22 protein-coding genes are annotated in these 24030 nt (G+C 69.4%); 11 read left to right on the top strand and 11 right to left on the bottom strand.

The window, feature by feature from the left end:
- Position 1: 1 nt before the first annotated feature.
- Positions 2–2146: a DEAD/DEAH box helicase gene (locus AC1DCT_RS04330; protein ID WP_477427674.1), complete on the top strand. Its 2145-nt coding sequence runs from the start codon at positions 2–4 to the stop codon at positions 2144–2146.
- A gap of 216 nt (positions 2147–2362) precedes the next feature.
- On the top strand, positions 2363–3391 hold the full coding sequence (locus AC1DCT_RS04325) for a 6-phosphofructokinase (RefSeq protein ID WP_440732166.1): 1029 nt from the start codon (positions 2363–2365) through the stop codon (positions 3389–3391).
- 182 nt (positions 3392–3573) lie between these two features.
- Here the strand turns inward: AC1DCT_RS04325 and AC1DCT_RS04320 are convergent, their stop codons facing one another.
- Together AC1DCT_RS04320 and AC1DCT_RS04315 are read right to left on the bottom strand one after the other, a co-directional pair.
- Positions 3574–4047, bottom strand: coding sequence for a DUF559 domain-containing protein (locus AC1DCT_RS04320; RefSeq protein WP_477427672.1), 474 nt, complete (start codon positions 4045–4047; stop codon positions 3574–3576).
- Between the two features lie 47 nt (positions 4048–4094).
- Positions 4095–6227, bottom strand: a complete 2133-nt coding sequence (locus tag AC1DCT_RS04315) for a S9 family peptidase (RefSeq protein WP_477427670.1) — start codon at positions 6225–6227, stop codon at positions 4095–4097.
- Between the two features lie 167 nt (positions 6228–6394).
- Here AC1DCT_RS04315 and AC1DCT_RS04310 point away from each other — a divergent pair, with 167 nt between their 5' ends.
- From AC1DCT_RS04310 to AC1DCT_RS04295, 4 genes are all read left to right on the top strand, one after another.
- Positions 6395–7633, top strand: coding sequence for an inorganic phosphate transporter (locus AC1DCT_RS04310; protein WP_440732163.1), 1239 nt, complete (start codon positions 6395–6397; stop codon positions 7631–7633).
- Positions 7630–7962, top strand: a complete 333-nt coding sequence (locus tag AC1DCT_RS04305) for a peptidase (protein ID WP_440732162.1) — start codon at positions 7630–7632, stop codon at positions 7960–7962. The genes AC1DCT_RS04310 and AC1DCT_RS04305 overlap by 4 nt, the downstream gene beginning before the upstream one ends.
- 56 nt (positions 7963–8018) lie before the next feature.
- Complete coding sequence (locus AC1DCT_RS04300; protein WP_477427668.1) at positions 8019–8921, top strand: metallophosphoesterase family protein; 903 nt, start codon at positions 8019–8021, stop codon at positions 8919–8921.
- A 64-nt stretch (positions 8922–8985) separates the two neighbouring features.
- Entirely contained in the window at positions 8986–10446 is a 1461-nt protein-coding gene (locus AC1DCT_RS04295) for an aspartate ammonia-lyase (protein ID WP_441976015.1), read from the top strand.
- A gap of 93 nt (positions 10447–10539) precedes the next feature.
- On the opposite strand, the gene AC1DCT_RS04290 is transcribed toward AC1DCT_RS04295, so the two are convergent.
- Complete coding sequence (locus tag AC1DCT_RS04290) at positions 10540–11409, bottom strand: fumarylacetoacetate hydrolase family protein (protein WP_440732159.1); 870 nt, start codon at positions 11407–11409, stop codon at positions 10540–10542.
- A gap of 59 nt (positions 11410–11468) precedes the next feature.
- Here AC1DCT_RS04290 and AC1DCT_RS04285 point away from each other — a divergent pair, with 59 nt between their 5' ends.
- The 3 genes from AC1DCT_RS04285 (at position 11469) to AC1DCT_RS04275 (ending at position 14125) form a co-directional block, all read left to right on the top strand.
- Positions 11469–12848, top strand: a complete 1380-nt coding sequence (locus tag AC1DCT_RS04285; RefSeq protein WP_477427666.1) for a PrsW family intramembrane metalloprotease — start codon at positions 11469–11471, stop codon at positions 12846–12848.
- A gap of 198 nt (positions 12849–13046) precedes the next feature.
- Complete coding sequence (locus tag AC1DCT_RS04280; protein ID WP_378805776.1) at positions 13047–13415, top strand: FKBP-type peptidyl-prolyl cis-trans isomerase; 369 nt, start codon at positions 13047–13049, stop codon at positions 13413–13415.
- Between the two features lie 161 nt (positions 13416–13576).
- Positions 13577–14125: a YceI family protein gene (locus AC1DCT_RS04275; protein ID WP_440732157.1), complete on the top strand. Its 549-nt coding sequence runs from the start codon at positions 13577–13579 to the stop codon at positions 14123–14125.
- Between the two features lie 78 nt (positions 14126–14203).
- Here the strand turns inward: AC1DCT_RS04275 and AC1DCT_RS04270 are convergent, their stop codons facing one another.
- Positions 14204–15097, bottom strand: coding sequence for a DNA-3-methyladenine glycosylase family protein (locus tag AC1DCT_RS04270; protein ID WP_477427664.1), 894 nt, complete (start codon positions 15095–15097; stop codon positions 14204–14206).
- A 62-nt stretch (positions 15098–15159) separates the two neighbouring features.
- On the bottom strand, positions 15160–16029 hold the full coding sequence (locus AC1DCT_RS04265) for a sigma-70 family RNA polymerase sigma factor (protein WP_477427662.1): 870 nt from the start codon (positions 16027–16029) through the stop codon (positions 15160–15162).
- An 85-nt stretch (positions 16030–16114) separates the two neighbouring features.
- Between AC1DCT_RS04265 and AC1DCT_RS04260 the strand changes: the two genes are divergently transcribed.
- Positions 16115–16609, top strand: a complete 495-nt coding sequence (locus tag AC1DCT_RS04260) for a carboxymuconolactone decarboxylase family protein (RefSeq protein WP_477427660.1) — start codon at positions 16115–16117, stop codon at positions 16607–16609.
- 37 nt (positions 16610–16646) lie between these two features.
- Here the strand turns inward: AC1DCT_RS04260 and AC1DCT_RS04255 are convergent, their stop codons facing one another.
- The gene (locus AC1DCT_RS04255) at positions 16647–17933 is read right to left on the bottom strand and encodes an MFS transporter (protein ID WP_477427658.1); all 1287 of its coding nucleotides are present in this window, start codon (positions 17931–17933) and stop codon (positions 16647–16649) included.
- Positions 17934–18095: 162 nt separating this feature from the next.
- Here AC1DCT_RS04255 and rpsO point away from each other — a divergent pair, with 162 nt between their 5' ends.
- The gene (gene rpsO, locus AC1DCT_RS04250; RefSeq protein WP_018187174.1) at positions 18096–18365 is read left to right on the top strand and encodes a 30S ribosomal protein S15; all 270 of its coding nucleotides are present in this window, start codon (positions 18096–18098) and stop codon (positions 18363–18365) included.
- Positions 18366–18504: 139 nt separating this feature from the next.
- Here rpsO and AC1DCT_RS04245 read toward each other — a convergent pair whose 3' ends face one another.
- The 5 genes from AC1DCT_RS04245 to AC1DCT_RS04225 all read right to left on the bottom strand — a co-directional run bounded on the left by AC1DCT_RS04245 (position 18505) and on the right by AC1DCT_RS04225 (position 23982).
- A complete protein-coding gene (locus AC1DCT_RS04245) occupies positions 18505–19611 on the bottom strand; it encodes an MFS transporter (protein WP_477427656.1) in 1107 nt (368 codons plus the stop codon).
- A gap of 133 nt (positions 19612–19744) precedes the next feature.
- A complete protein-coding gene (locus tag AC1DCT_RS04240; RefSeq protein ID WP_477427655.1) occupies positions 19745–20956 on the bottom strand; it encodes an amidohydrolase family protein in 1212 nt (403 codons plus the stop codon).
- Positions 20943–21968, bottom strand: coding sequence for an ABC transporter ATP-binding protein (locus AC1DCT_RS04235; protein WP_477427653.1), 1026 nt, complete (start codon positions 21966–21968; stop codon positions 20943–20945). The genes AC1DCT_RS04240 and AC1DCT_RS04235 overlap by 14 nt, the downstream gene beginning before the upstream one ends.
- Complete coding sequence (locus AC1DCT_RS04230; protein ID WP_440732147.1) at positions 21965–22981, bottom strand: ABC transporter ATP-binding protein; 1017 nt, start codon at positions 22979–22981, stop codon at positions 21965–21967. Before AC1DCT_RS04230 ends, AC1DCT_RS04235 begins: the two co-directional genes overlap by 4 nt.
- Complete coding sequence (locus AC1DCT_RS04225; RefSeq protein ID WP_441976022.1) at positions 22981–23982, bottom strand: ABC transporter permease; 1002 nt, start codon at positions 23980–23982, stop codon at positions 22981–22983. The genes AC1DCT_RS04230 and AC1DCT_RS04225 overlap by 1 nt, the downstream gene beginning before the upstream one ends.
- Positions 23983–24030 lie beyond the last annotated feature (48 nt).

Raw genomic sequence — 24030 nt, 5'->3', positions numbered from 1 at the left:
CATGCCGACCACGGCGACCGCCACTCGGCGGAAGAAGACGTCGCGTCGAGACGAAGACGCGCCGCTGATCCCGATTCTCGCGCGCAAGGTGCGCGAGATCGAGGCCAAGGCCCAGCACGGGAAGCTCGGCCCCACCAACCGCGTCAAGTTCCAGGTGATCGCGTTCCTGGTGCGCGAGGAGCGTGCCAGGGCCAAGGGCGACGCGGCGCTCGGCGACGCCGCCCGCGCGGAGCAGCTCAAGCGTCTGGACGGTGTGGCCACCATCCTCGCGAAGACCGCCGCGCGTGACACGTCGCTGATCCAGCTGCTCGAGGCGGACCAGGCCACGAGCCCCGTCGCGAAGCGGATGCGCCGCGACTGGCTGCTGGAGTCCGGCGCCGAGCTCGCGCCGGAGGAGCTCGTCATCGCCGATGTCATCCGGGTGCAGCAGGCGCCGGTGGTGCCGGCAGCGCTCGCCGAACGCCAGGTGACCCCGCCGTCCGTGGAGTCGCGGATGCTGGCGAACCCGTTCCTGGCGCCCGATCTCACCCCGCGGCCCGCGTCCACCCCGCGACGCCGCCTGGACGGCTGGGACCTCATGGGGCCGCTGTACAAGGCGTTCGAGTCAGGGGCGGGCGGGGGGATGGCCTCGATGGAACTGCCGCCGCTGCCCGAGTACGACCACCTCTCGCCGAAGGGCCTCGAGGTGATGGTGCATCAGTCGCGCTTCCTCGAGTCGGTGCGTGCGGGGCATCGTTCGTTCCTGCTCGCCGACGAGCCGGGTCTCGGCAAGACCGCGCAGTCGGTGCTCGCGGCTTCCATCGCCGACGCGTATCCGCTTCTGGTCGTCGTCCCGAACGTGGTGAAGATGAACTGGGCGCGCGAAGTCGAGCGGTGGACTCCGCAGCGCCGCGCCGCCGTGATCCAGGGCGATGGCCAGGACGTGGACGCGTTCGCCGACATCTTCATCGTCAACTACGAGATCCTCGATCGGCATCTGTCCTGGCTGGGCGAGATCGGCCTACGCGGCATGGTCGTCGACGAGGCGCACTTCATCAAGAACCTGTCCTCGCAGCGCTCGCAGAACGTGCTGGCGCTGGCCTCCCGCATTCGGGAGCAGGCCGCCGGTGCGCATCCCCTGTTCATGGCCCTCACGGGAACTCCGCTGATCAACGACGTCGAGGACTTCGACGCGATCTGGCGCTTCCTCGGCTGGACGAACGGTGAGCGCCCCTCCGCGGAGCTCGCGGACAAGCTCGACGCCACGGGGCTGACACCCGCGGACAAGTCGTTCTACGGCGAGGCCAGGGACGCGGTCATCTCGATGGGCATCGTGCGCCGCAAGAAGAAGGACGTGGCGGCCGACCTGCCCGACAAGCTCATCGCGGATCTGCCGGTGCAGCTGGACGACGAGTTCGGGCGCGGGATCCGGCAGGCCGAGGCCGAACTCGGCGCGCGGATGGCGGCGAAGTACCGCCGGATCATCGAGGCGCGCGGAGACCGGGGCCTCGCCCACGGCGAGATCGACGAGGACATCGTCCGGCTCGTCGCGCACGGCGAGCTGGAGGAGTCGAAGGCCGCCGGCACCGGCGGGGACAACGTCTTCACCATGGTGCGCAAGATCGGCCAGGCCAAGGCGCTGCTGGCTGCGGACTATGCCGCGCAGCTGCAGCGCTCCGTCGGCAAGGTGGTGTTCTTCGCCAAGCACGTCGACGTGATGGATCAGGCGGAGGCGCACTTCGCGGCCGCAGGGATCCGTTCGGTGTCGCTCCGCGGAGACCAGACCGCGATCGCGCGGCAACAGGCGGTCGACGCGTTCAACGGCGACCCCGAGGTCGGGATCGCGGTGTGCTCGCTCACCGCGGCCGGCGTCGGCGTGAACCTTCAGACCGCGTCGAACGTCGTGCTCGCCGAGCTCAGCTGGACCGCGGCGGAGCAGACCCAGGCGATCGACCGCGTGCACCGCATCGGCCAGGACGAGCCGGTCACTGCATGGCGCATCATCGCGGCGCACACCCTCGACACGAAGATCGCCGAGCTCATCGACCAGAAGCAGGGCCTCGCGGCTCGGGCGCTCGACGGCGAGGCCGTGGAGGAGGGTGCGAGCGAGCCTGTGCAGCTGGCGGCGCTCATGCACCTGCTTCGTCAGGCGCTCGGCGGCGACTGACCGCATCCCGACGGCGAACGTCAAGAACGGCGCTTCTTCTCCCGGTTTCTGGAGGCGGAGCGCCGTTTTTCTTCAAGAAGACGAGAAGTCCGTGATGGGGTGCGTAAGAACGCCGCTTTTCGGTGCTGTCGAATGGCGCCGGAGAGCTGATCGGCACTAGGGTCGAACGAGGCAACGGCGCCGCGCTTCCATCCCCTTCCCTCCCGAGGACGACCCATGAAGATCGGCATCCTGACCAGCGGCGGCGACTGCCCCGGCCTGAACGCGGTCATCCGCGGCGTCGTGCTCAAGGGCACCGAGGCGTACGGCCTCGAATTCGTCGGCATCCGCGACGGCTGGCGCGGCGTCGTCGACGGCGACTTCTTCCCCCTGACGCGGCACGAGGTCAAGGGACTCTCGAAGGTCGGCGGCACCATTCTCGGCACCAGCCGCACCAACCCGTACGAGGGCCCGCGCGGCGGCGCGGAGAACATCGCCAAGACGCTGTACGGGCACAAGATCGACGGCATCATCGCGATCGGCGGCGAGGGAACGCTGGCGGCCGCGGATCGTCTGTTCAAGGAGGGGATCAACGTCCTCGGGGTGCCGAAGACCATCGACAACGATCTGCGCGCCACCGACTACTCGTTCGGCTTCGACACGGCCGTCAACATCGCCACCGAGGCGATGGATCGTCTTCGCACCACGGGTGACTCCCACCGGCGCTGCATGGTGGCCGAGGTCATGGGCCGTCACGTGGGCTGGATCGCCCTGCACGCGGGCATGGCAGCCGGAGCGCACGTGATCTGCATCCCGGAGGTGCCGATGTCGCTCGAGGAGATCGCCGCCCTCGTGTCCAGCGCGAACGATCGCGGGCGAGCACCGCTCGTCGTGGTCTCCGAGGGCTTCAAGCTCAAGGACATGGACGAGGCGTACAGCGACAAGGGCCTGGACGCGTTCAACCGCCCGCGGCTCGGCGGCATCGGCGATCTACTCGCCCCGGAGATCGAGCGGCTCACGGGCATCGAGACCCGTGCGACGATCCTCGGTCACATCCAGCGCGGAGGCGCCCCGTCCGCCTTCGACCGCGTCCTCGCGACGCGGCTCGGCATGCACGCCGCGGATGCGGTCGTCGATGGGGCATGGGGGCAGATGGTGGCCCTGCACGGCACCGAGATCGTCCGCGTGCCGTTCGAGGACGCCCTCGGCGAGCTCAACACGGTGCCGCGCAACCGCTACGACGCAGCGGCGACCCTCTTCGGCTGAGTGCCGGGAGGTGTTCCGCGCCGTGTCGCCGGCCGAATCCGGTCCACGTCCTGAGATCAGGAACATTCACCCAGATCAGGACGATTTGCCTCGGATCCGCCTGATCTCGGTCATTCGTCCTGGTCTCGGGATGGGGCTCCGGGGACGTGGGTCCGGATGCACATCAGGGACGTCGATCCAGGTCACGGTCCGGAGCCCGGGTGCCGGATCAGCGCGTACCGAGGTGGCGTCCCTGTGCCATCGCCGCGCGGACAATGTCCTGAACATAGCGCGGCTCGAACATGAGCTGGGCGTAGTCGAAAGCGCAGCACCACGAAGCCCCGTAGCGCCAGCCGGGCATCTGCCCGCAGATCGCGGCGGCGATCCTTGGCCGTGCTGTGGAACTGGAAGCCGTCGAGCTGCACGATCAGGCGGTCGCCGATGAGCGCATCGACGGGGTGCCCGTCGATGATGATCTGCTGACGCACGACGACCCCGATCTCGCGCATGAGTGCAACGAAGTGCGTCTCGAGCCCGGAGTCGGACAGGATGTCGGCCGCTTTCATGAGCCGCCGCGCACTCTCGGAGCACCACCGCACGCTGCGCAGCACGTCGACGCTGACCTTCTTCTTCCGGATCGCGGATTCCCACACGGCCAGCGCGTCGGCTGCACTCAAAGGAACGGATGCCGGCCGGCCGGCCGCTCCCTGGACCCTCGTCGGGCTCAGGCGGCGGCCGCTCCCAGGCGGTCCAGGATCCAGGCCAGTTCGAAGGCCCGCTCGCGCCAGGAGTTGTACCGGCCGCTGACGCCGCCGTGGCCGGCCACCATCTCGCACTTGAGCAGGACGTCTTCCGCCCCGGCGTCGCGCAGGCGGGACACCCACTTGGCGGGCTCCACGTACAGCACGCGCGTGTCGTTGAGCGAGGTGACAGCGAGGATCGACGGGTAGGCGACGCCGTCGCGCACGTTCTCGTACGGTGAGTACGACTTCATGTAGGCGTACACCTCGGCGTCATGCAGCGGGTCGCCCCACTCGTCCCACTCGATCACGGTCAGGGGGAGGGACGGATCCAGGATCGTCGTCAGGGCGTCCACGAAGGGCACCGAGGCGAGGATCCCGTGGAACAGCTCCGGGGCGAGGTTCGCGACCGCGCCCATGAGCAGTCCGCCGGCGCTCCCGCCCTCGGCGACCATCCGGTCCGGGACGGTGATGCCGGCGTCGATGAGATGGCGCGCGCACGCGACGAAGTCGGTGAACGAGTTCGCCTTCTGGCCGAGCTTGCCGTCCTCGTACCACTGCCGGCCCATCTCGCCGCCGCCGCGGACGTGCGCCACCGCGAAGACCACGCCGCGATCCAGCTCCGACAGGCGCATGACCGAGAAACCAGGGTCGATGGAGTGCTCGTAGGAGCCGTAGCCGTACAGGTGCACGGCGCGGGGCTCCGCTCCGGGCTCGCCGAACGAGCGCTTCCACACCAGTGAGACAGGAATGCGGGCGCCGTCCGCGGCGACCGCCCAATCGCGGCGCTGACCGTAGTCCGCCGGGTCGTAGCCGCCCAGCACCGGCTGGCGCTTGCGCAGGTGCAGCGTGCGGGTCGCCAGTTCCAGGTCATAGACGGTCGAGGGCGTGACGAACGAACCGTAGCCGAGGCGCAGGAACGGCGCGGCCCACTCGGGGTTGCCGCCGAAGCCCGCCGAGAACAGCGGCTCGTCGAACCCGAGCTCGTCCAGCGCCCCCGTCGCCGGATCCATCAGCGCGATGCGCTCGAGGCCCTCGAACCGGTAGGCGACGACGGTGACGTCGCGGAATGCGTCCACATCCAGCAACCGGCGGCCCGGGGTGTGCGGCAGAATCGCGCGGCGCTCACCCTGCGGGTCCGACGCGGAGACCGCGACCAGCTCGAAGTCCAGCGCGCCGTCGTTGTGCAGGATGAGCAGCTCATCGCGGCCGTCGACCACGGCGTGCTCGACCGAGTACTCCACGCCCTCGCGCCGCGGCCACACCACGCGCGGCGGAGCGGTGAGATCGTCGAGGTCGACGAGGTGCTCCTCGCTCGTGATGCTGGAGCCGACGCCGATCACGAGGTACTTCCGGCTGCGGGTGATCCCCGCGCCGAGCCAGAACCGCTCGTCCGGCTCGTGGAACAGCTGCACGTCGTCGGCCACGGGGGTGCCGATGCGGTGCAGCCACAGGGTGTCCGGACGCCAGGAGTCGTCGACGGTGGTGTAGACGACGGCGGTGCCGTCGGGCGTGAAGAACGCGCCGGACGTACCGGGGATCTCATCGGGCAGCGTCTCGCCCGAGAGCAGGTCGCGGACATGCACCGTGTAGCGTTCGTCGCCCTCGAAATCCGTCGACCACAGCAGGCGAGTGGCGTCGTCGGAGACATCGAACGCGCCCATCGCGAAGAACTCGTGGCCCTCCGCCTCGGCGTTGCCGTCGAGCAGGATCTGCTCGCCCGGTACGGGCACCGCGGCGTCCAGGACCGGCGGGGTCCAGTCGTCGGGGGAGGAGACCGCGGCGCGGCACTGCAGGCCGTACTGCTGCCCCTCGACCGTGCGGCCGTAGTACCACCAGTCGCCGCGACGGGTGGGCACGGACAGATCCGACTCCTGCACGCGCGCCTTGATCTCCTGGAACAGCGTCTCGCGGAGCGGCTCGAGATGTCCGAGGCGTGCATCGGTGTATGCGTTCTCGGCCTCGAGGTGCGCGATCACCTCGGGATCGTCCTTCGCGCGCAGCCAGTCGTAAGGGTCGTCGAACACGTCGCCGTGGTGGGTGCGGATCAGCGAACGGCGGGCCGCGCGCGGCGGAACGGGGGAAGGAGCAGGAGCGGTCTCGGAGACGGAGGTCACGCATCAACGCTAGCCGAGGCCGCCACGGCGCGGGCGGAGCCTGCAGCGGGGTCGTCGAGTTGACCGGCTTGGGCCGGGGTGGGAGGATGCAACCGGCCCGTTAACGGATGCTGAACCCCCGGTGAACTCTTCGTTCGTCACGTCCCTCCACTTCACGAAAGCGAACGGTGGAAACCGCAGCCCTCATCGTCGTGCTGGTGATCCTGCTGGCACTCTTCTTCGACTTCACCAACGGGTTCCATGACACGGCGAACGCCATGGCCACCCCCATCGCGACCGGCGCGCTCAAACCGCGGACCGCGGTCATGCTCGCCGCCGGACTGAACCTCGTCGGAGCGTTCCTGTCCACCGAGGTCGCCGCGACGGTGTCCGGCGGCATCATCCAGGAGGATTCGAGCACCGCGCACCTCATGCCGTCGCTCATCTTCGCGGGCCTCATCGGCGCGATCACCTGGAACATGCTGACCTGGCTGCTCGGACTGCCGTCCAGCTCGTCGCATGCGCTCTTCGGCGGGCTCATCGGGGCCACGCTGGTCGGCGTCGGGCTCAGTGGCATCAACTTCGGCGTCGTGCTGTCCAAGGTCGTCCTCCCGGCGCTCATCGCACCTCTCACCGCCGGGCTGATCGCCTACCTCGCCACCAAGCTCGCGTATCTGATCACGCGCCGCTACGACGGCAAACCCGACGGCCGCAGCGGCTTCCGCTGGGGACAGATCTTCACGTCGTCGCTCGTCGCGCTCGCCCACGGCACGAACGACGCGCAGAAGACGATGGGCGTGATCACGCTGGCGCTGATCTCGGTCGGCTGGCAGGCGCAGGGTGACCACCAGCCGCACATCTACGTGATCGTGGCCTGCGCGTTCACGATCGCGCTGGGCACATACCTGGGCGGCTGGCGCATCATCCGCACCCTCGGCAAGGGTCTCACCGACGTCAAGCCCGCGCAGGGCTTCGCCGCCGAGACGTCCACCGCGGCCACCATCCTCGCCTCCAGCGCGCTCGGGTTCGCGCTGTCCACCACGCAGGTCGCCTCCGGATCCGTGATCGGATCCGGCCTCGGCCGGCGCGGATCGGCCGTGCGCTGGCGCACCGTCGGCCGTATCGCGGTCGGGTGGGTGCTCACGCTTCCCGCGGCCGGGCTCGTCGGGGCCCTGGCGGCATTCATCGTGGTCGTCGGTGGCGGCTGGGGCGTTCTGATCGATGCGGTCCTCGCGCTCGCCGTGATCGTCGCCCTGTTCCTGCGTTCGCGTCGCAACGCCGTCACGGCGAACAACGCGTTCAGTGAGGTCGCCGACTCCGGGCGCGCCATCGAGGTGCCGGAGGAGCCGCCGCTCACCCCGCGGCAGGCCAGGGCGCAGCGCGCCCGCGAACGTGCGAAGGCCAAGGAGAAGGGGACGGGACGATGACCGTGGTCATCCACTGGGAGGCGTTCTTCCAGGTGCTCGGCGCCGCACTCGTCGGCACTCTCGTCGTCGTGGGCTTCTACGCGCTCGGCCTGCGGATGCTCGTGCGGGCGGGCAGGGTTCCGGTGGTGACGCCCGCCGAATTCACCGACGCGATCACGGTGATCAGCGAGAAGGAGGCCAAGCGCGCGGCGAAGGCCGCCGCGAAGGCCGCCCGCAAGAGCCCGCTCAGCGACGGGCAGAAGACGCTCGCCCAGATCGCGGCCTACGCGTGCTTCGCCGTCTGCGCGGCGGCGGTGCTCGGCGGCATCGTGCTCATCGTCGTGAAGTAGCAGGCCCGCGCGGCGCCGCCCGAGAAGGCCGTCGTCGCGGGGCTAGCCTGAGGACCATGACTGTGCAGTTCGGCCGTTACGCCCCGCCCACGCACACCCTGGTGCACGTGAGCGACCCGCACCTCTTGGCCGGAGGGGCGGCGCTGGGCGGACGCTTCGACGTGGACACCACGCTGGCGCGCACGCTCGCGGCGATCGAGAGCGCGACGGACGCGCCCGACGCGATCGTCGTGACCGGCGACTTGGCCGACCTCGGCGAACCCGACGCCTACCGTCGGCTGCGCGCCGTCGTCGAGCCCGTGTCCGAGCGCCTCGGCGCCCCCGTGATCTGGGTGGCCGGCAACCACGACGAGCGCCCCGCGATGCGAGAGCATCTGCTCGACGTCGCGCCCAGCGAGGATGCGGTCACGGGCGTGTGGGATCTGAACGGTCTGCGCGTGATCGCGCTGGACTCCACCATCCCCGGTTGGCACCATGGAGACATCGACGCGGAGCAGCGCGACTGGCTGGCCGATCAGCTGCGCACGCCCGCACCGCACGGCACTCTGCTCGCGATGCATCATCCGCCGGTGCCGAGCCACATCCCGTTCTTCGACATCCTCGAGCTGCGCCATCAGGACGAGCTCGCCGAGGTGCTGCGCGGATCCGACGTCCGGGGGATCCTCGCGGGGCACCTGCACTATTCGCTGCATGCGACGTTCGCGGGCATCCCCGTGAGCGTGGCATCCGCCACCTGCTACACCATGGACGTCGCCAGCCCGGGGGACCGGGTCAACGGCATGGACGCCGCGCAGTCCTTCCAGCTCGTGCACGTGCGCCCGGAGACCATCACGCACACCGTGGTCCCGGTTGTCGAGGCGACGCCGGTCGACACGTTCAGCCCCGCGTGGGTCGAGCGGATGGCGCAGCTGGAGCCCGAGCAGAGGCTCGAGGCGTTCTCGCGCAAGCCGGGGCGGTGATCGGCGACGGGTAGGATGGATACATCCCCCTTCCCTGTTCGCCATCACTCACGAGGATGTGTCCATGGCCGCCGTTGCGCCTGCCACCCGTACCGAAACCGACTCCCTGGGAAGCAAGGAGATCCCTGCCGACGCGTATTGGGGGATCCATACGCTCCGCGCCGCCGAGAACTTCCCGATCACGAAGCGCCCCATCTCCGTCTACCCGGAGCTGATCGAAGCGCTCGCGATGGTCAAGCAGGCCAGCGCCCGCGCCAACAAGGAGATCGGCACGCTCGACGCGGAGAAGGCGGACCTCATCGACGCCGCCGCGCAGAAGGTGATCAACGGCGAGTTCCACGATCAGTTCATCGTCGGCGTCATCCAGGGCGGGGCCGGCACCTCGACGAACATGAACGCGAACGAGGTCATCACCAACATCGCGCTCGAGCTGGCCGGACGCGAGAAGGGCGACTACGCCTTCCTCTCGCCGATCGATCACACCAACCGCAGCCAGTCGACGAACGACGTCTACCCGACGGCGGTCAAGATCGGGCTGTCGCTGAACCTGCGCTCGCTGCTCGACGAGCTCGACCTGCTGCGCGTGTCGTTCCTGAACAAGGCGCGCGAGTTCCACGACGTGCTCAAGGTCGGTCGCACCCAGCTGCAGGATGCCGTCCCGATGACCCTCGGCCAGGAGTTCCACGGCTTCGCGTCGACGCTCGGCTACGACCACACGCGCCTCACCGAGAACGCCTGGCTCATGTACGAGATCAACATGGGCGCCACCGCGATCGGCACGGGAATCACCACGCACCCCGCCTACGCGGCCTCCGTGCTGAAGCACCTGCGTGAGATCTCGGGTCTGGATCTGGCCACCGCGAGCGACCTCGTCGAGGCGACCAGTGACACCGGATCCTTCATGTCCTTCTCCTCGTCGCTCAAGCGCAACGCGATGAAGCTCTCCAAGATCTGCAACGACCTGCGTCTGCTCTCCTCGGGTCCGCAGGCCGGTCTCGGCGAGATCAACCTGCCCGCGATGCAGGCCGGCTCCAGCATCATGCCGGGCAAGGTCAACCCGGTCATCCCGGAGGTCGTGAACCAGGTGGCGTTCGCCGTCGCCGGATCCGACGTCACGGTGACCATGGCGTCCGAGGCCGGTCAGCTGCAGCTGAACGCGTTCGAGCCCGTCATCGCGCACTCGATCTTCCAGTCCATCACTTGGATGCGTCAGGCGATGTGGACCCTGCGCGTGAACTGCGTCGACGGCATCACCGCCAACCGCGACCGTCTGGGCGCCATGGTCGGTTCCTCGGTCGGCGTGATCACGGCGCTCACGCCGTTCATCGGCTACGCCGCCTCGGCAGCCCTCGCCAAGACCGCCCTGCTGACCAACCGCAACGTCGCCGACCTCGTGGTCGAGGCCGGTCTGATGTCGCGTGAGGACGTCACCAAGCAGCTGTCGCCGGCCCGCCTGTCGGGTCTCGAGACCATCACCGCGGCGATCCCCGTCATCCCGTCGAAGGACGTCAACGCCGGAGTCTGAACTCCGCCGCACGTGGAAACGGCCCGCCACTCCTCCGAGTGGCGGGCCGTTCGCCATTGTCGTGCGTTCTTTGCGGACGACGACGGAGACGGATCAGTCCAGGATCCGGCAATGCGTGGTGAGCTCGCCGATCCCGTCGATGCCGACCGTCACGGTCGAACGGTCGCGGAGGAAGATCTGCGGGTCGCGCGAGTAGCCGGCGCCGCCGGGGCTGCCGGTCGAGATCAGGGTTCCAGGACGCAGCGTGAGCGAGCGGGAGAGGTGCGCGATGAGCGCCGAGACCGGGCGCACCATCTGCCCGGTCGACGCGTCCTGCACCCGGTGGCCGTCGACGACGGTCCAGATGTGCAGATCCTGCGGATCCGGGATCTCATCGGCCGTGACGACGACCGGCCCGGTGGGGGAGAAGCCGTCGAAGGACTTGCAGCGCGACCACTGCGCCTCGGCGAACTGGATGTCGCGTGCGGTGATGTCGTTGACCACGGTGTAGCCCCAGACATGGTCGAGGGCATCCTCGGCGGACACGTCCTTCGCGGCGGCGCCGATCACCACGCCGAGTTCGGCCTCGTAGTCCACCGACTCCGACAGGGCGCGCGGCCACGACGTGGTCTGCTCGTGGCCGGTCAGGGAGTTCGGCCACAGCGTGAACACGGTCGGCGCTGTATCGGTCTTCAGCCCGAGCTCACTCGAGTGCGCGGCGTAGTTCAGCCCCACGGCCAGCACGACCGGCGGAGCGAGTACCGCGGCGCTGTAGGCGAAGCCGTCGAGTGCGTGCACGGGAGCCTCGCCGCGCGCGTGCGCGTCGCGGACGGCGTCGAGAAGGACGTCGCCGCCTTCGATGAGCTGCTGGAGGGTGGCAGGGGCCGGATCCACGAGATCGGAGACGAGCGTCGCCCCGGCACCGTCGATGACGGCGAGGGCGGGAAGGTCGGATTCGGGACGGCGCAGATGAGCGAACCGCATGCCTCCACGCTACCGGGCGTATCCGCTGCTCCGTGGCGGTGAGCCTCTAGGCTTTGGGCATGAGCTTTGGAGGACACGGCGATCCCGCCGCGCAGCGCCCTGCCCCGCGCCCGTCGCCCGCCGCGCCGTCGCCGTACCAGCCGCCTGAGGCCGCGCAGCCCTCGCCGATGACGGGGCAGGCGCCCGCCCAGCCGCAGTACGCTCAGCAGCCGCAGTACGTGCAGCCCCAGAACTACCCGCAGACGGCATCGACGCCGATCTCGCCGGTGTACGGCTCGGTGCTCGCTCAGCGCCCGGAGCACCACGGCGCCGTCGCCTATGACGCGTACACACCGCCCGCTCCCGTCCAGGCGGTGCCGGCGCTGCCGGTGCCGTCCGCGAAAGGCCGGCACGCCTCGGTCTGGGCGTTCGGCGCGCTCGGATTCGTGCTCCTGGGCCTCATCGCCTACTTCGTGTGGGCGCTCGGCCCTGCCGCGTCGATGATCGGCATGGTGCTCGCGCTCGTGCCCCTGACGATCGTGTTCTTCGGTGTGTTCTTCATCGACCGGTGGGAGCCGGAGCCGAAGTCGCTGGTCGCGTTCGCGATCGCGTGGGGTGCGATCGCATCGGTGGGCCTCGCGCTCGTGGTCCATCTCCTGCTGACGCTGCTGCTCGGCCAGCGCAGCGACGACCTGACCGCGGTGCTCCAGGCACCGATGGTCGAGGAGACGGCGAAGGGCCTCGGCGTCTTCCTGATCTTCGTGATGGCTCGTCGCAGTTTCGATGGCCCGATCGATGGCATCGTGTACGGCGCGCTGGTCGGCGCGGGTTTCGCCTTCACCGAGAACATCCAGTACTTCGCGATCAGTCTCATCGAGGGCGGGGCGCCGGATCTGACCGTCACCTTCGTGCTGCGCGGACTCATGTCGCCTTTCGCTCACGCGATGTTCACCTCGGTGACCGGGTTCGCGATCGGGCTTGCCGCGCGTCGCGGCGCCTCGGCAGCGCGCGCGCTCGGCTTCGGCGCGGTAGGCGTGCTGGGGGCGATGGCGCTGCACGCGCTCTGGAACGGCTCCTCGATGATCGGCAACTTCTTCGTGCTGTACCTCGTGCTGCAGGTTCCGCTGTTCGTCGGCTTCATCGTCGTGATCATCCTGCTGCGCAAGGAGGAGGCGCGCCTCACTTACGCCCGGCTCAGCGACTATGCGACTGCAGGCTGGTTCACGCCGCAGGAGGTGTCGATGCTCGCGACGCCTGCGGGCCGGCGCGTCGGTCTGCGGTGGGCGTCGGGACTACGCGGCGACCGTCGCCCGATCATGCGCGGGTTCATCAAGGACGCGACCACGCTCGCCTCCGTGCGGCAGCGCATCATCACGGGAAGGGATCAGCTGGCGACCCAGGATGAGCAGGTTCTGCTGCAGCGCACCCACGCGGCGCGCGACGCCCTGCTCGCGGTCTGAGACAGACTCAGCGCCCGGTGCTGCGGCGATGCCTGCAAGTCCTCCGGGCGCTGAGTTGATCTGAAAACAGGTTGCACCCGTGGGGCGGGGATGTCAAGGATCGGGCCCGCGACTCTCCGCGACACGTGCCGAGCGCTGTTCGCCGTCGGCGCAGGGCCTCGCGTTGACCGAGCCGCACCCGTCGGGTTGTATGGAGGCATGACTGAGCGCACCAAGCCCGAGTTCGACGCCCCCACCGGACCCGCTCCCACGGAGCTCGTGATCCGCGACATCATCGAGGGAACCGGCGACGAGGCGAAGCCCGGCGACACCGTGACCGTGCACTATGCGGGTGTCGAGCACGACACCGGCGAGGAGTTCGACTCCTCCTGGGGCCGTGGCGAGACCATCCAGTTCCCGCTCCGCGGTCTGATCCAGGGCTGGCAGGAAGGCATTCCCGGCATGAAGGTCGGTGGACGCCGCGAGTTGATCATCCCCCCGCAGCTCGCCTACGGACCTGCCGGATCCGGTCACTTCCTCGGCGGCAAGACCCTCATTTTCATCATCGATCTCATCGCCGTCGGCTGACGAGCTCGATCGCGAAGGCCCCGTCTTGAACGGGGCCTTCGTCGTGTCGGAGGTGATCTCGGAAAAAGTTCGGCGAATCGGGAATGCATTCAGTTGAATGTAAGTTGTACGGTGATGTCGCCGCAGGAGCGGTGGCCCAGAACTTCGCACGAGGAGCAGCAATGAGCATCGACATCCCCGGTTACCGCAGCGGCACCTGGACCCTGGACCCCGCCCACAGCGAGGTGACCTTCAGTGTCCGCCACATGATGATCTCGAAGGTGCGCGGCACGTTCGGCGTCAAGAGCGCCACGCTCGTCGCCCCGGAGAACCCGCTCGAGGCCCGCGTCGAGGCGAGCGTCGACGTCACCTCGCTGAGCACCGGTGACGCCGGCCGCGACGGTCACCTGATGTCGGGCGACTTCTTCGACGCGGAGAAGTACCCCACGATGGACTTCGTCTCCACCGGCGCGCGTGCCGAGGGCGGCGACCTGTTCGTCGACGGCGACCTGACCATCCACGGCGTGACCAAGCCGGTCACCTTCGAGCTCGACTTCGGTGGCTTCGGCTCCGACCCGTACGGCAACTACAAGGCCGGCGCGTCTGCCAAGGCCGTCATCAACCGCGAGGACTTCGGCCTCACCTGGAACGCGGCGCTGGAGACCGGCGGCGTGCTCGTCGGCAAGGACGTCACGATCACGCTCGACCTGCAGGGCGCCCTCGAGGCGTAATCCGGGTTCATCCCTTGGGCGGGTGCCGCATCGCGCGGCCCCGCCCTTTCGCGTCTCGAGAGGCTCTCCCGGTGCTGGTCAGGCCGCGGGCTGATCGACGAGCCGGGTCCCGACCGCTCGCAGTGACACGGCCGCCCAGGTGCGGAACGGACGCCAGGCCTCGGCGATCCGCTCCAGCTCGGCATCGCCCGGCCTGTGATCGAGGCCGTATAGCGCCTGGACCGCGGCTCGGGTGTGATCCTCCTGGGTGGACAGCACGTCGGCGAGTCCGCACGCGCGGATCACGATGAGCGCAGCGTAGAACGGGCCGATGCCGGGCAGGCGCTGCACGTCGAGCATCGCCTCGGCGGGCGTCATGCGAGCCAGCCGCTGCACGTCGAGCTGCCCGTCCAGTGCGGCGCGCGCGATGGCGTGCAGTCGGGGCATCCGGTCCGCGGGCAGTCCGGGAATCGCGTCGAGGCCGAGAAGCTGCCCAGGTAGCGGCAGGGCCGCCTCGGGGCGTCCGGCGAGCGTGAACACGGCGCCGTGCTGCTCGGACAGGCGTCGGCGCAGTGCGATGCCCTGCCGGCGTGCGCGGCGGGCCGAGAGGACCGCCCAGACCGCGGCTTCGTACGGGCTGTAGAAGTTCGAAGGACGGAACCCCGGGGCTTCCGCGTGCACGCGCGCGAGCACGGGATCCGCAGCGCACACCGCCGCCCACGCGTCGCCGTCGTGGTCGGCGGAGACGACCCGGGCCACCTGCGCCGCGATCGCATCGAGGTCGCCGTCACCGCGCACCGTGAGCGCGAGCGCGCCCTCCTGCTGGCGCACCTCGACGCCGACCTGCGCGTCGAGCGCGTCGGTGCAGAAGGCCAGTCGCATCACGCCGTCGAAGGCGGATTCGTCGCGATGGCCGAATCCCATGAGTGCGACCTCGCGGAGGTCGTACGGCCCGGTCAGGGGCAGCGTGGTCGTGCGGCTCGTGGTGCTCATGCCGTCAGTGTGCACCCGGGCGGGGACATCGCCCGTCGTAGGGCCTGAGGATCCCGCTGGTGTCAACGCGGCAGCGACAGCTCGGCCACGCGCGCCGGACCCGCGAACGCATCGATCGCCGCGATCCGGTCTCCATCGACGTCGAACGCCATCATCGACACCGCCTGTCCGCGGACGGTGACCACGACGCCGGGGAGACCGTCCACGAGCACGGGACGGAGCACGGCGTCCGGAATCGCGAACATGAGCGCCCGGCCCGCGACGGCCGCGCCGCCGCGCACGAGCGCCGTGACGGAGAGGCCCTGCTCGATCCGCAGCTCGACATCGGGGGCGAGCAACGACACCAGGCGGTCGAAGTCGCCCGCGCGCGCGGCCGCGAAGAACGCATCGACCACGGGACGTCGCTCCCTGGCAGGGCGGATGCCGGCGACGTCGGCCGAGCGCACTCGGCGGCGCGCGCGGCTGGCCAGCTGTCGTACCGCATCGGGGGAGCGTTCGAGCAGGTCGGCGATCTGCTCGAAGGGCACATCGAAGGAGTCGTGCAGGACGAAGGCGACACGCTCGGCGGGGGAGAGGCGTTCGTGCACGACCGTGAGTGCGGCGCCGACGGCCTCCGCCTGCTGCGCCTCCTGCATGGGATCCGGTGCCCGCTCTTCCATCTCGATGACCGGGCCCGTCCTTTCGTCGTCGAGCGGGATCTCGCCTCGCGAGGCGCGAGAACGCAGCACGTTCAGGCAGGCGCGGGAAGCGATCGTGGTCAACCAGCCGCCGAAGTTCTTCACGTCGTCCGCGCCGGCCGCGGAAGCCCGCAGCCACACTTCCTGCACGATGTCGTCGGCCTCCGCGGTGGATCCGAGCATGCGCTGCGCGAGCCGGCGCAGCCGGGGACGATGCTCCTCGAAGCGCTCCGCAAGAGAATTCTCGTCCGTCATGTCACATCTCCTCCGGCCCGCGTGTCATCAGAGTGACCGTCCGAATCGGGACGGCGTCTCATGAGAAGAACGGGAAGAGTCTGACATGACCATCGACCAGACCATCGACACCACCACCGCCGTCGCCATCAAGGCGCGGATGCCGCACCCCGCATTCCTGCTCGAGGGCGGCTTCGACGCGCTCACCGGGCTCAGCAAGGTGGCGGGCTCGACCGATCTGCCGGAGGAGCTGCTGCATCTCGTGCATCTGCGGGCCAGCCAGATCAACGGATGCAGCTGGTGCACGATCGAGCACGCCAAGGAGATGCGCGGCGACGGCGCCAGCGACGAGCGCGTGTTCGGCGTCGCCGCCTGGCGCGAGGCGCCGCTGTTCACAGCGCGGGAGCGGGCGGCACTCGCGCTCACCGAAGCCCTCACCAGGATCGCTGACAAGGCGGATCCGGTGCCCGACGAGCTGTGGGCCGAGGTGTCGGCGCAGTTCGACAAGCGGCAGCTGTCCGCGCTGATCCTGGCGATCAGCGCGATCAACGTCTGGAACCGCATCAACGTCGCGATCCGCCAGCCCGCCGGACAGCGCTGACGAGTGCGAGGATCCGCAGCTTCCGCCCACGGGTCGTTCAGGGCTGCGGATCCTCGGCGTCGTAAGCCCGGAAGCGCGGGCTCAGCCGGGTGAACAGCGCCACGAGCCCGATCACGAGCATTCCGCCCACGAGCGGCGGGCACCACAGCGCAGTGAGCGAGGCCAGCACTCCGGCGTACAAGGCGCCGAGACGCGGCCCGCCCGCGACGACGATGATGAACACCCCCTGCAGGCGACCGCGCATGGTGTCGGGCACGGCGGCCTGCATCATCGTGTTCCGGTAGATCGAGCTGACGTTGTCGGCCGCACCGGAGAACCCCAGAGCGACGCACCCCAGCGCGATCAGCAGCACGTTCGGCGAGCTCGCGGTCGCGGGCGCGCCCGGAAGCAGAGCGCCCACGAGCAGGACCACGCCGAACAGCGCGATCATCGCGCCGTACGCCTGCACCGCCCTGGCGATGCCGCGGCCGTGCCAGCGGTAGTGCACGATGCGCCCCGAGAACAGACTCGACAGGAAGGTGCCCACGGCGACCGCCGCGGTGAGCAGGCCGGTGGTGACCGCGCCGCCGCCCAGGATCACCGTGCCGAGCGCCGGGAACAGGGCCAGGGGCTGGCCGAACGTCATCGCGCACACGTCGAGGACGTACTGCATCCGGATGTTTCCCGCGCGGCGCAGGAAGCGCCAGCCGTCGACGAGCGAGGCGAGTCCTGGGCGCACGATCTCGCCCTCGGGCTTGAGGGCGGGCAGCGTCCACAGGCCGAGGAACATCGACAGCATGAGGATCACGTCGATCGTGTAGGTCCAGCCATAGCCGGTGAGTGCGACGAGGAGACCGGCCAGGGCGGGGCCTGCCATGACGGTCATGCCGAAGGCCACGCCGTTCAGTGCCGAGGCGGGCGCCAGCATGTCCCGGGAGAGCAGGCGCGGGATGATCGCGGTGCGCGTGGCCATGCCGACCGAGTTCGACGCGGCGATGATCATGCTCAGGGCGTAGAGCCACCAGATCGTCTCCGCGTGCGTCCAGGTGAGCGTCGCGAGCAGTGCGGTCGCGACGAAGGTGATGACAGCCGCGATGAGCGCGACGCGTCGCCGGTCGAATGCGTCGGCGAGCATGCCGCCGTACAGGCCGGCGAGGATCATCGGCACCAGCCCGGCGACCGCGATCATGGACACGGCGAAGGTGCTGTGCGTGAGCGCGAACACGTGCAGCATGACCGTGACGACCGTGAGCTGACCGCCGATGCCGCTGAGAGTGGATCCGATCCACATCCGGGCGAAGGCCGGGCTCTGCCGGAAGGGGCTCAGGTCGATCAGGTGACTCACTCATCGAGCGTATCGGCGTGACGAGCGGCCGGGATCCGGCTCGGCGCACGGAGCCGCCCGGTGCTGATAGACTTGTGCGGTTGCCGTTCGATCGGCCGCGGATAAAGAGAGCCCACGCATCAGGCGTCGGGCACCGCGCAGCAAAGAGGAAGGGGATCACCTATGGCACTGGAAGCAGACGTCAAGAAGGCGATCATCGAAGAGTACGCGACGCACCCCGGTGACACCGGATCCCCCGAGGTGCAGGTTGCCATGCTGACGCAGCGCATCAAGGACCTCACCGAGCACCTCAAGGAGCACAAGCACGACCACCACTCGCGTCGTGGCCTGTTCCTGCTCGTCGGTCAGCGCCGTCGTCTGCTCGGCTACCTCCAGGACGTCGACATCAACCGTTACCGGTCGTTGATCGAGCGTCTCGGACTCCGCCGCTAAGCAGCAGCGCAGCCAGCGTACAATCGCGCTAAACATTCTTGCGAAGCCCGTCCCACGGTGTGGGGCGGGCCTCGACCTTTCGGTTCGCGTGTCCTGCGCGCCTGCAAGCGCTGCGTCTTGACGGCGCCGGGCCGTTCGCTCAGCGCCGGATCAGTGAAACCGGGCGACGACGGATGACGAGCACCACCGAGATGGCGAGCAGAAGCGCGCAGAGCGCCATGATCAGCAGGCTGGCAGTCCAGGTGCCGCTCGCGTCGTGCACGATGCCGAGCAGCAGGCTTCCCGCGCCGGCGAGCGCGTAGCCGACTCCCTGCGCGATCGCGGAGAGTATCCCGGCGGAGGCCTCGTCCGCGGACAGGCTCACGAGCAGTCCCATCGCCAGACCGAAGCCGGCGTTCTGAGCGATACCGAGCACGGTGACGACCACGGCGTCGTGGCCGCCATCGAAGGCGAACCAGGTGAACCCAGCGGCCATCACGATCCCCAGCCCGGGGCCGAACCAGGTCAGGATCCGCCGACGGCGTGCCATCACCGGTGCGACCAGTGTCGGAATCAAGCCGATCAGGCTGAACCAGCCCAGCAGACCGCCCGCTGAGGCGCGGGACTCGCCATGCGAAGCCAGGATCAGCGGAAGCCACGTGGTCACGGCGAAGTAGAGCAGCGCCTGCAGCGAGAACACGGTCGTCATGAGCGCCACCGTGGCGCGTGCGCCGACGGGAATCGCGATCGGCGCCCCCATCGGCGCAGCGGTCGCCGAGCCGCGGCCCACGGCGAGCATGGCCAGCGCAGCGATCACCGCGAGCGCAGCCCAGGCGGCGAGGGCGGGTGCGAGGCCGAATGTCTCGTCCAGCGGCACGGCGAGAGAGGCCCCCAGGGCGGCGCCGATGCCGAACGACATGCTGCTGAGGCCCACCCAGAGTCCGCTGGCGCCGAGCGCCTTCAGGTAGGGCGGCAGCAGGGTGGCCGCCACCATGATGGCGGCACCGGCGAGGAACGTGCCGGGCAGCAGCATCCAGCCGCTCAGCACTCGCAGCACGAGTCCCGCCGCCAGCACGGCCATCGCCATGAGGATCGCGCGGGTCGTGCCCAGGCGCCGCGCCAGCAGAGGGCCGAGAGGTGCGGTCAGGCCGAAGGCGATCACGGGCAGCGTCGCGAGGAGGCTGCGCTCCACGCCGCCGAGACCGAACTCGCTCGTCGCCTGGTCCAGCAGCGCCGAGACCGACGTGATCGCCGGACGCAGGTTCATGCCGACCAGGAGCGCGGCCCCGAGCGCAAGGGCTCGGGCGGCGCTCCCGGCCGGCACCGGCCGGGAGCGGTCCGGCGCGGGCCGGGCGTGCTCCGCCGCAGGTCCAGCCGGGAGAGCGTCGCCCTCCGCCCGATCAGCTCGCGAGGACACGGAGCCCATCGGCGACGACGCGCCCGTCATGGAGGACGGTGCGATCGGTGCCGCGGTCCATCACGGCGCTGGTCGGCGTCTGACCGTCGACGAGAACCAGGTCGGCGCGATCGCCGACGGCCGTGCCAGGGCGGTCCTGCACTCCGTTCAGGCGGGGCACGTCGTGCGACATGATGCTGGCGCCACCGATGGTCGCGATCGCCAGGCACATCTCGATGTGCTCGTCGCGGCGGAAGTTGTTCGTGAACGCCAGCTGCCAGGTGCGATCGAGCAGGTCGCAGTTGCCGTACGGGCTCCAGTAGTCGCGCTGGCCGTCCTCGCCGAGCCCGAATCGCACGCCCGAGGAGACCAGGTCGACGAGCGACAGCTGGTTGCGGGCCGCAGGTGCGACACTCGCCATGGCGATGTCGAGTGCGGCGAACTCGTCGATCAGCCGGCGGCTGGTGGCCTCGTCCACTCCGCCCAGCTCGTAGGCGTGGGACATCGTGACCTTGCCCTGCATGCCGAGCGCGCGCACTCGCTCCAGCACGAGCTCAGTGCTGAACACGCCGAGGTGACCCGGTTCGTGCAGATGGATATCGATCTCGACCTGGTACTTCTCGGCCAGACCGAACACGATGTCCAGGTGCTTCACCGGATCGCGGTCGAGCTGCGAAGGGTCGATGCCGCCCATGACGTCGGCGCCCTGCTTGAGCGACTCCTCGAGGTAGTCGACCGTGCCCTCTTCCAGGAGGATCCCGGCCTGCGGGAAGGTCATCACCTGCACGTCGGCCTGATCGGCGAACTTCTCCTTCGCCGCCATCACCGAGTCGAACTTCTCCAGCTTGCAGTCCACGTCGACCTGCGCGTAGGTGCGCACCCGCGTGGTGCCGCGGGCGATCATGCGCTCCAGCGTGCCGGCGACGATCTCGGCGTGCGGCACGTCGGTGTTGCGCCAGTTGCGGCGGTCGTTCATCATCATGGCCCACACGCCGGGGGCTCCGGTGTGCTCGCGGAACGGCAGGCCGATGCGGGAGGAGTCCAGATGCACGTGCACGTCGCTGAACGAAGGCAGCAGCAGCCGTCCGCGGCCGTCCACATCCCCAGCCCCGAGCGGGGCCGTCTCGTCGTGCGGGCGCACGGCCGCGATGCGACCGTCCTCGATGACGACGTCGGATGCGGAACCGCCCCAGGGGCGGACGTCACGAATCAGCAAGGATCTTCCTCTCTTCAGGGGTGCTCGCCGCGAACGCGGCGGCCTCGGCCAGGTGGTGGCAGGCGACCGCACCGGACGGCACCTGCTCGACGCACATCTTCTTCTTCTCCTCGTCCAGCAGCTCGAAGACCGGACAGCGCGTGCGGAACACGCAGCCGCTGGGCGGGTTCGACGGATGCGGCAGATCGCCGGTGAGACGGATCCGCCCGCTGCGATCCGCGTGCGGATCGGGGGAGGGGACCGACGACAGCAGCGACTGCGTGTAGGGATGCCGCGGGGCGTCGAAGACCTCGTCCCTAGTGCCGAGCTCCATGACCTTGCCCAGGTACATCACGGCCACGTCGTGGGCGAAGTGCTTGACGACCGAGAGGTCGTGCGCGATGAAGACGTAGGAGATGCCGGTGTCGGCCTGGATGTCCTGCAGCAGGTTGATCACCTGCGCCTGCACCGACACGTCGAGCGCGGACACGGGCTCGTCGCAGATCACCACGTCGGGTTCCAGTGCCAGCGCCCGGGCGATCCCGACGCGCTGCTTCTGGCCGCCGGAGAACTCGTGCGGGAAGCGGTTGTAGTGCTCCGGCCGCAGTCCCACCCGGTCCATGAGCGACTGCACGCGGGTCTTCATCCCCTCCTTGGGGCTGATGTGCTGGGCGCGCAGCGGTGCGGCGATCGCGGCCCCCACGGTCTGGCGCGGGTTCAGCGAGGACGCGGGGTTCTGGAACACCATCTGCACGCGGCGGCGGAAGTCCTGCAGCTCGGAGCCTTTCAGGCCCGCGACGTCGGCGCCGTCCAGGCGGATGCTCCCGGCGGTCGGCGTCAGCAGGCGCATGAGCAGCCGGCCGGTCGTCGACTTGCCGCAGCCGGACTCACCCACCAGGCCCAGGGTCTTGCCGCGCTCGAGCGTGAAGGACACGCCGTCGACGGCCTTGACGATGCTCTTCGGCTTGAACATGCCCTGCGAGACGGGGAAGTGCTTGGCGAGGCCCTCGACCTGCAGCAGCGGGGCGGTCATCGTGCGGCCTCCATCGTGATCGGCTGGGACGTGCCGAGCCCCTCGGACAGGTGGCAGCGCGATCGGTGCGATCCCGCGCCGTGCAGCGCAGGTCGCTCGGTGCGGCAGCGGTTACCCGGCACCAGGTGCGCCACTGGGCAGCGGTCGGCGAACAGGCAGCCCTGCGGCAGGTCGAGCAGAGACGGAGGGAAGCCGGGAATGGGCGTGAGGCGTCCGGCCTCATCCGCCATCGACGGCATCGAGGCGAGCAGGCCCTTCGTGTACGGGTGCGCGGTGCGCAGGAAGGCGTCCTCCATGTCGGCCTGCTCGACGCACTGCCCGCCGTACATGACGATCACGCGCTGACAGACCTCGGCGACGACGCCGAGGTCGTGTGTCACGTAGACGACGGCGGATCCGGTCTCCTGCTGCAGCGATGAGATCAGGTCGAGGATCTGCGCCTGCACCGTGACGTCGAGCGCGGTGGTCGGCTCGTCGGCGATGAGCAGCTCCGGCTCGCAGATGAGGGCCATCGCGATCATCGCGCGCTGGCGCATGCCGCCGGAGAACTCATGCGGGTAGGAGTCGTAGCGGGACACCGGATCCGGGATGCCGACGCGCGCCAGCATGTCGATGGCCTGCGCCTTGGCGGCTTTCGCGCTCACCCTGTTGTGCACCCGGTACGCTTCGGCGATCTGCGTGCCGACCGTGTAGAACGGATGCATCGCGGAGAGCGGGTCCTGGAAGATCATCCCGATCTTGCGACCGCGGAACGGACGCATCTCGTTCTCGCTGAGCGGCACGAGATCGGTGCCCTCGAACAGGATCTGCCCGGTGACACGGGCGCTCGTCTCCTTGAGCAGCCCCATCAGCGTCTGGCTGGTGACGGTCTTGCCGGATCCGGACTCGCCGACGATGCCGATCGTGTCGCCGCGCTCGAGGGTGAGGTCCATGCCGTTGACCGCGTGCACGACGCCGTCGTCGGTGGGGAAGTCGACCCGCAGATCGCGGATGTCGAGGAACGGGGTGGCCATCAGCTGACCCTCACTCTCGGGTCGATGCCGGCGTAGGCGAGGTCGACGACGACGTTGGCGGTGATGATGAAGAACGCGGCCAGCATGGTGATGGCCATGGTGACGGGAAGGTCTCCGGCGACCGCCGCGTGCACGGCCGTGAAGCCGAGGCCCGGGACCGAGAAGATCTGCTCGGTGAGCACGGCGCCGCCGAGCAGGGCGCCGATGTCGAGGCCCAGCATGGTCACGATCGGTGTGATACCGGCGCGCACGCCGTGCCGGAAGACGATCTCGCGGCGACCCAGGCCCTTGGCCCGGGCGGTGCGCATGAAGTCCTCGCCGAATGTCTCGATCATGTTGTTGCGTGTGATGCGGATGTACTGCGCGCTGAACAGCACCGCGATGGCGACCCAGGGCAGCAGATAGTTGAGGAACCAGCCGGCGGGGCCGGCCGGTCCGAACGGGCTGCTGATCTGATTGCTCGTGAACGGCAGCCAGTGCAGGGTGCTCACGAAGACCAGCAGCAGCAGCAGGCCGGTCACCGGGATCGGCAGCGAGACGCCGACCGAGGCGGCGCCGACGATGAGCTTGTCGGTCGCCCTGCCCTTGCGGATCGCGGCGAGCAGGCCGAGGCCGACGCCGACGATCGTCCACAGCACGACCGCGCCGACGGCGATCGACAGCGTGTACGGGAGGGCGCGGGCGAGAACGTCGGTGACGCTCTCGTTGGTCTGGAAGGACTTGCCCAGGCACGGCCATGCGCAGAGCTGCTCCGCGCCCGGTGCGCCGATCATGCGCGGCCCGAAGAAGCCGGAGAGGTACGCGAAATACTGCACGAAGAAGGGCTTGTCCATGCCCAGCGCGACGCGCGCCTGCTCGATGCGCTCCGGCGTGCACTCCTGGCCGCACGCCGCGGCGGCGGGATCGGACGGGCCGATCTGGAAGAGCGCGAACGTGACGAAGCTCACGACGAGGAGGAGGAGGACGAGGCCCGCCACCCGGCGGACGAGGAATCCGATCATTGCTGTCCCGTGCGGGGCCGGCCGCGAAGGGCCGGCCCCGTCCTTTCA

Source organism: Microbacterium sp. 10L49, assembly GCF_056395125.1.
The sequence above is the reverse complement of the archived record's forward strand: the minus strand, read 5'-3'. Positions and strand labels throughout refer to the sequence as shown.

Coding starts and splice junctions, on each gene's coding strand:
- AC1DCT_RS04330 (WP_477427674.1), top strand. CDS start 2: ATGCCGACCACGGCGACCGCCACTCGGCGGAAGAAGACGTCGCGTCGA.
- AC1DCT_RS04325 (WP_440732166.1), top strand. CDS start 2,363: ATGAAGATCGGCATCCTGACCAGCGGCGGCGACTGCCCCGGCCTGAAC.
- AC1DCT_RS04305 (WP_440732162.1), top strand. CDS start 7,630: ATGACCGTGGTCATCCACTGGGAGGCGTTCTTCCAGGTGCTCGGCGCC.
- AC1DCT_RS04300 (WP_477427668.1), top strand. CDS start 8,019: ATGACTGTGCAGTTCGGCCGTTACGCCCCGCCCACGCACACCCTGGTG.
- AC1DCT_RS04295 (WP_441976015.1), top strand. CDS start 8,986: ATGGCCGCCGTTGCGCCTGCCACCCGTACCGAAACCGACTCCCTGGGA.
- AC1DCT_RS04290 (WP_440732159.1), bottom strand. CDS start 11,409: ATGCGGTTCGCTCATCTGCGCCGTCCCGAATCCGACCTTCCCGCCCTC.
- AC1DCT_RS04285 (WP_477427666.1), top strand. CDS start 11,469: ATGAGCTTTGGAGGACACGGCGATCCCGCCGCGCAGCGCCCTGCCCCG.
- AC1DCT_RS04280 (WP_378805776.1), top strand. CDS start 13,047: ATGACTGAGCGCACCAAGCCCGAGTTCGACGCCCCCACCGGACCCGCT.
- AC1DCT_RS04275 (WP_440732157.1), top strand. CDS start 13,577: ATGAGCATCGACATCCCCGGTTACCGCAGCGGCACCTGGACCCTGGAC.
- AC1DCT_RS04270 (WP_477427664.1), bottom strand. CDS start 15,097: ATGAGCACCACGAGCCGCACGACCACGCTGCCCCTGACCGGGCCGTAC.
- AC1DCT_RS04265 (WP_477427662.1), bottom strand. CDS start 16,029: ATGACGGACGAGAATTCTCTTGCGGAGCGCTTCGAGGAGCATCGTCCC.
- AC1DCT_RS04260 (WP_477427660.1), top strand. CDS start 16,115: ATGACCATCGACCAGACCATCGACACCACCACCGCCGTCGCCATCAAG.
- rpsO (WP_018187174.1), top strand. CDS start 18,096: ATGGCACTGGAAGCAGACGTCAAGAAGGCGATCATCGAAGAGTACGCG.
- AC1DCT_RS04245 (WP_477427656.1), bottom strand. CDS start 19,611: ATGAACCTGCGTCCGGCGATCACGTCGGTCTCGGCGCTGCTGGACCAG.
- AC1DCT_RS04235 (WP_477427653.1), bottom strand. CDS start 21,968: ATGACCGCCCCGCTGCTGCAGGTCGAGGGCCTCGCCAAGCACTTCCCC.
- AC1DCT_RS04230 (WP_440732147.1), bottom strand. CDS start 22,981: ATGGCCACCCCGTTCCTCGACATCCGCGATCTGCGGGTCGACTTCCCC.
- AC1DCT_RS04225 (WP_441976022.1), bottom strand. CDS start 23,982: ATGATCGGATTCCTCGTCCGCCGGGTGGCGGGCCTCGTCCTCCTCCTC.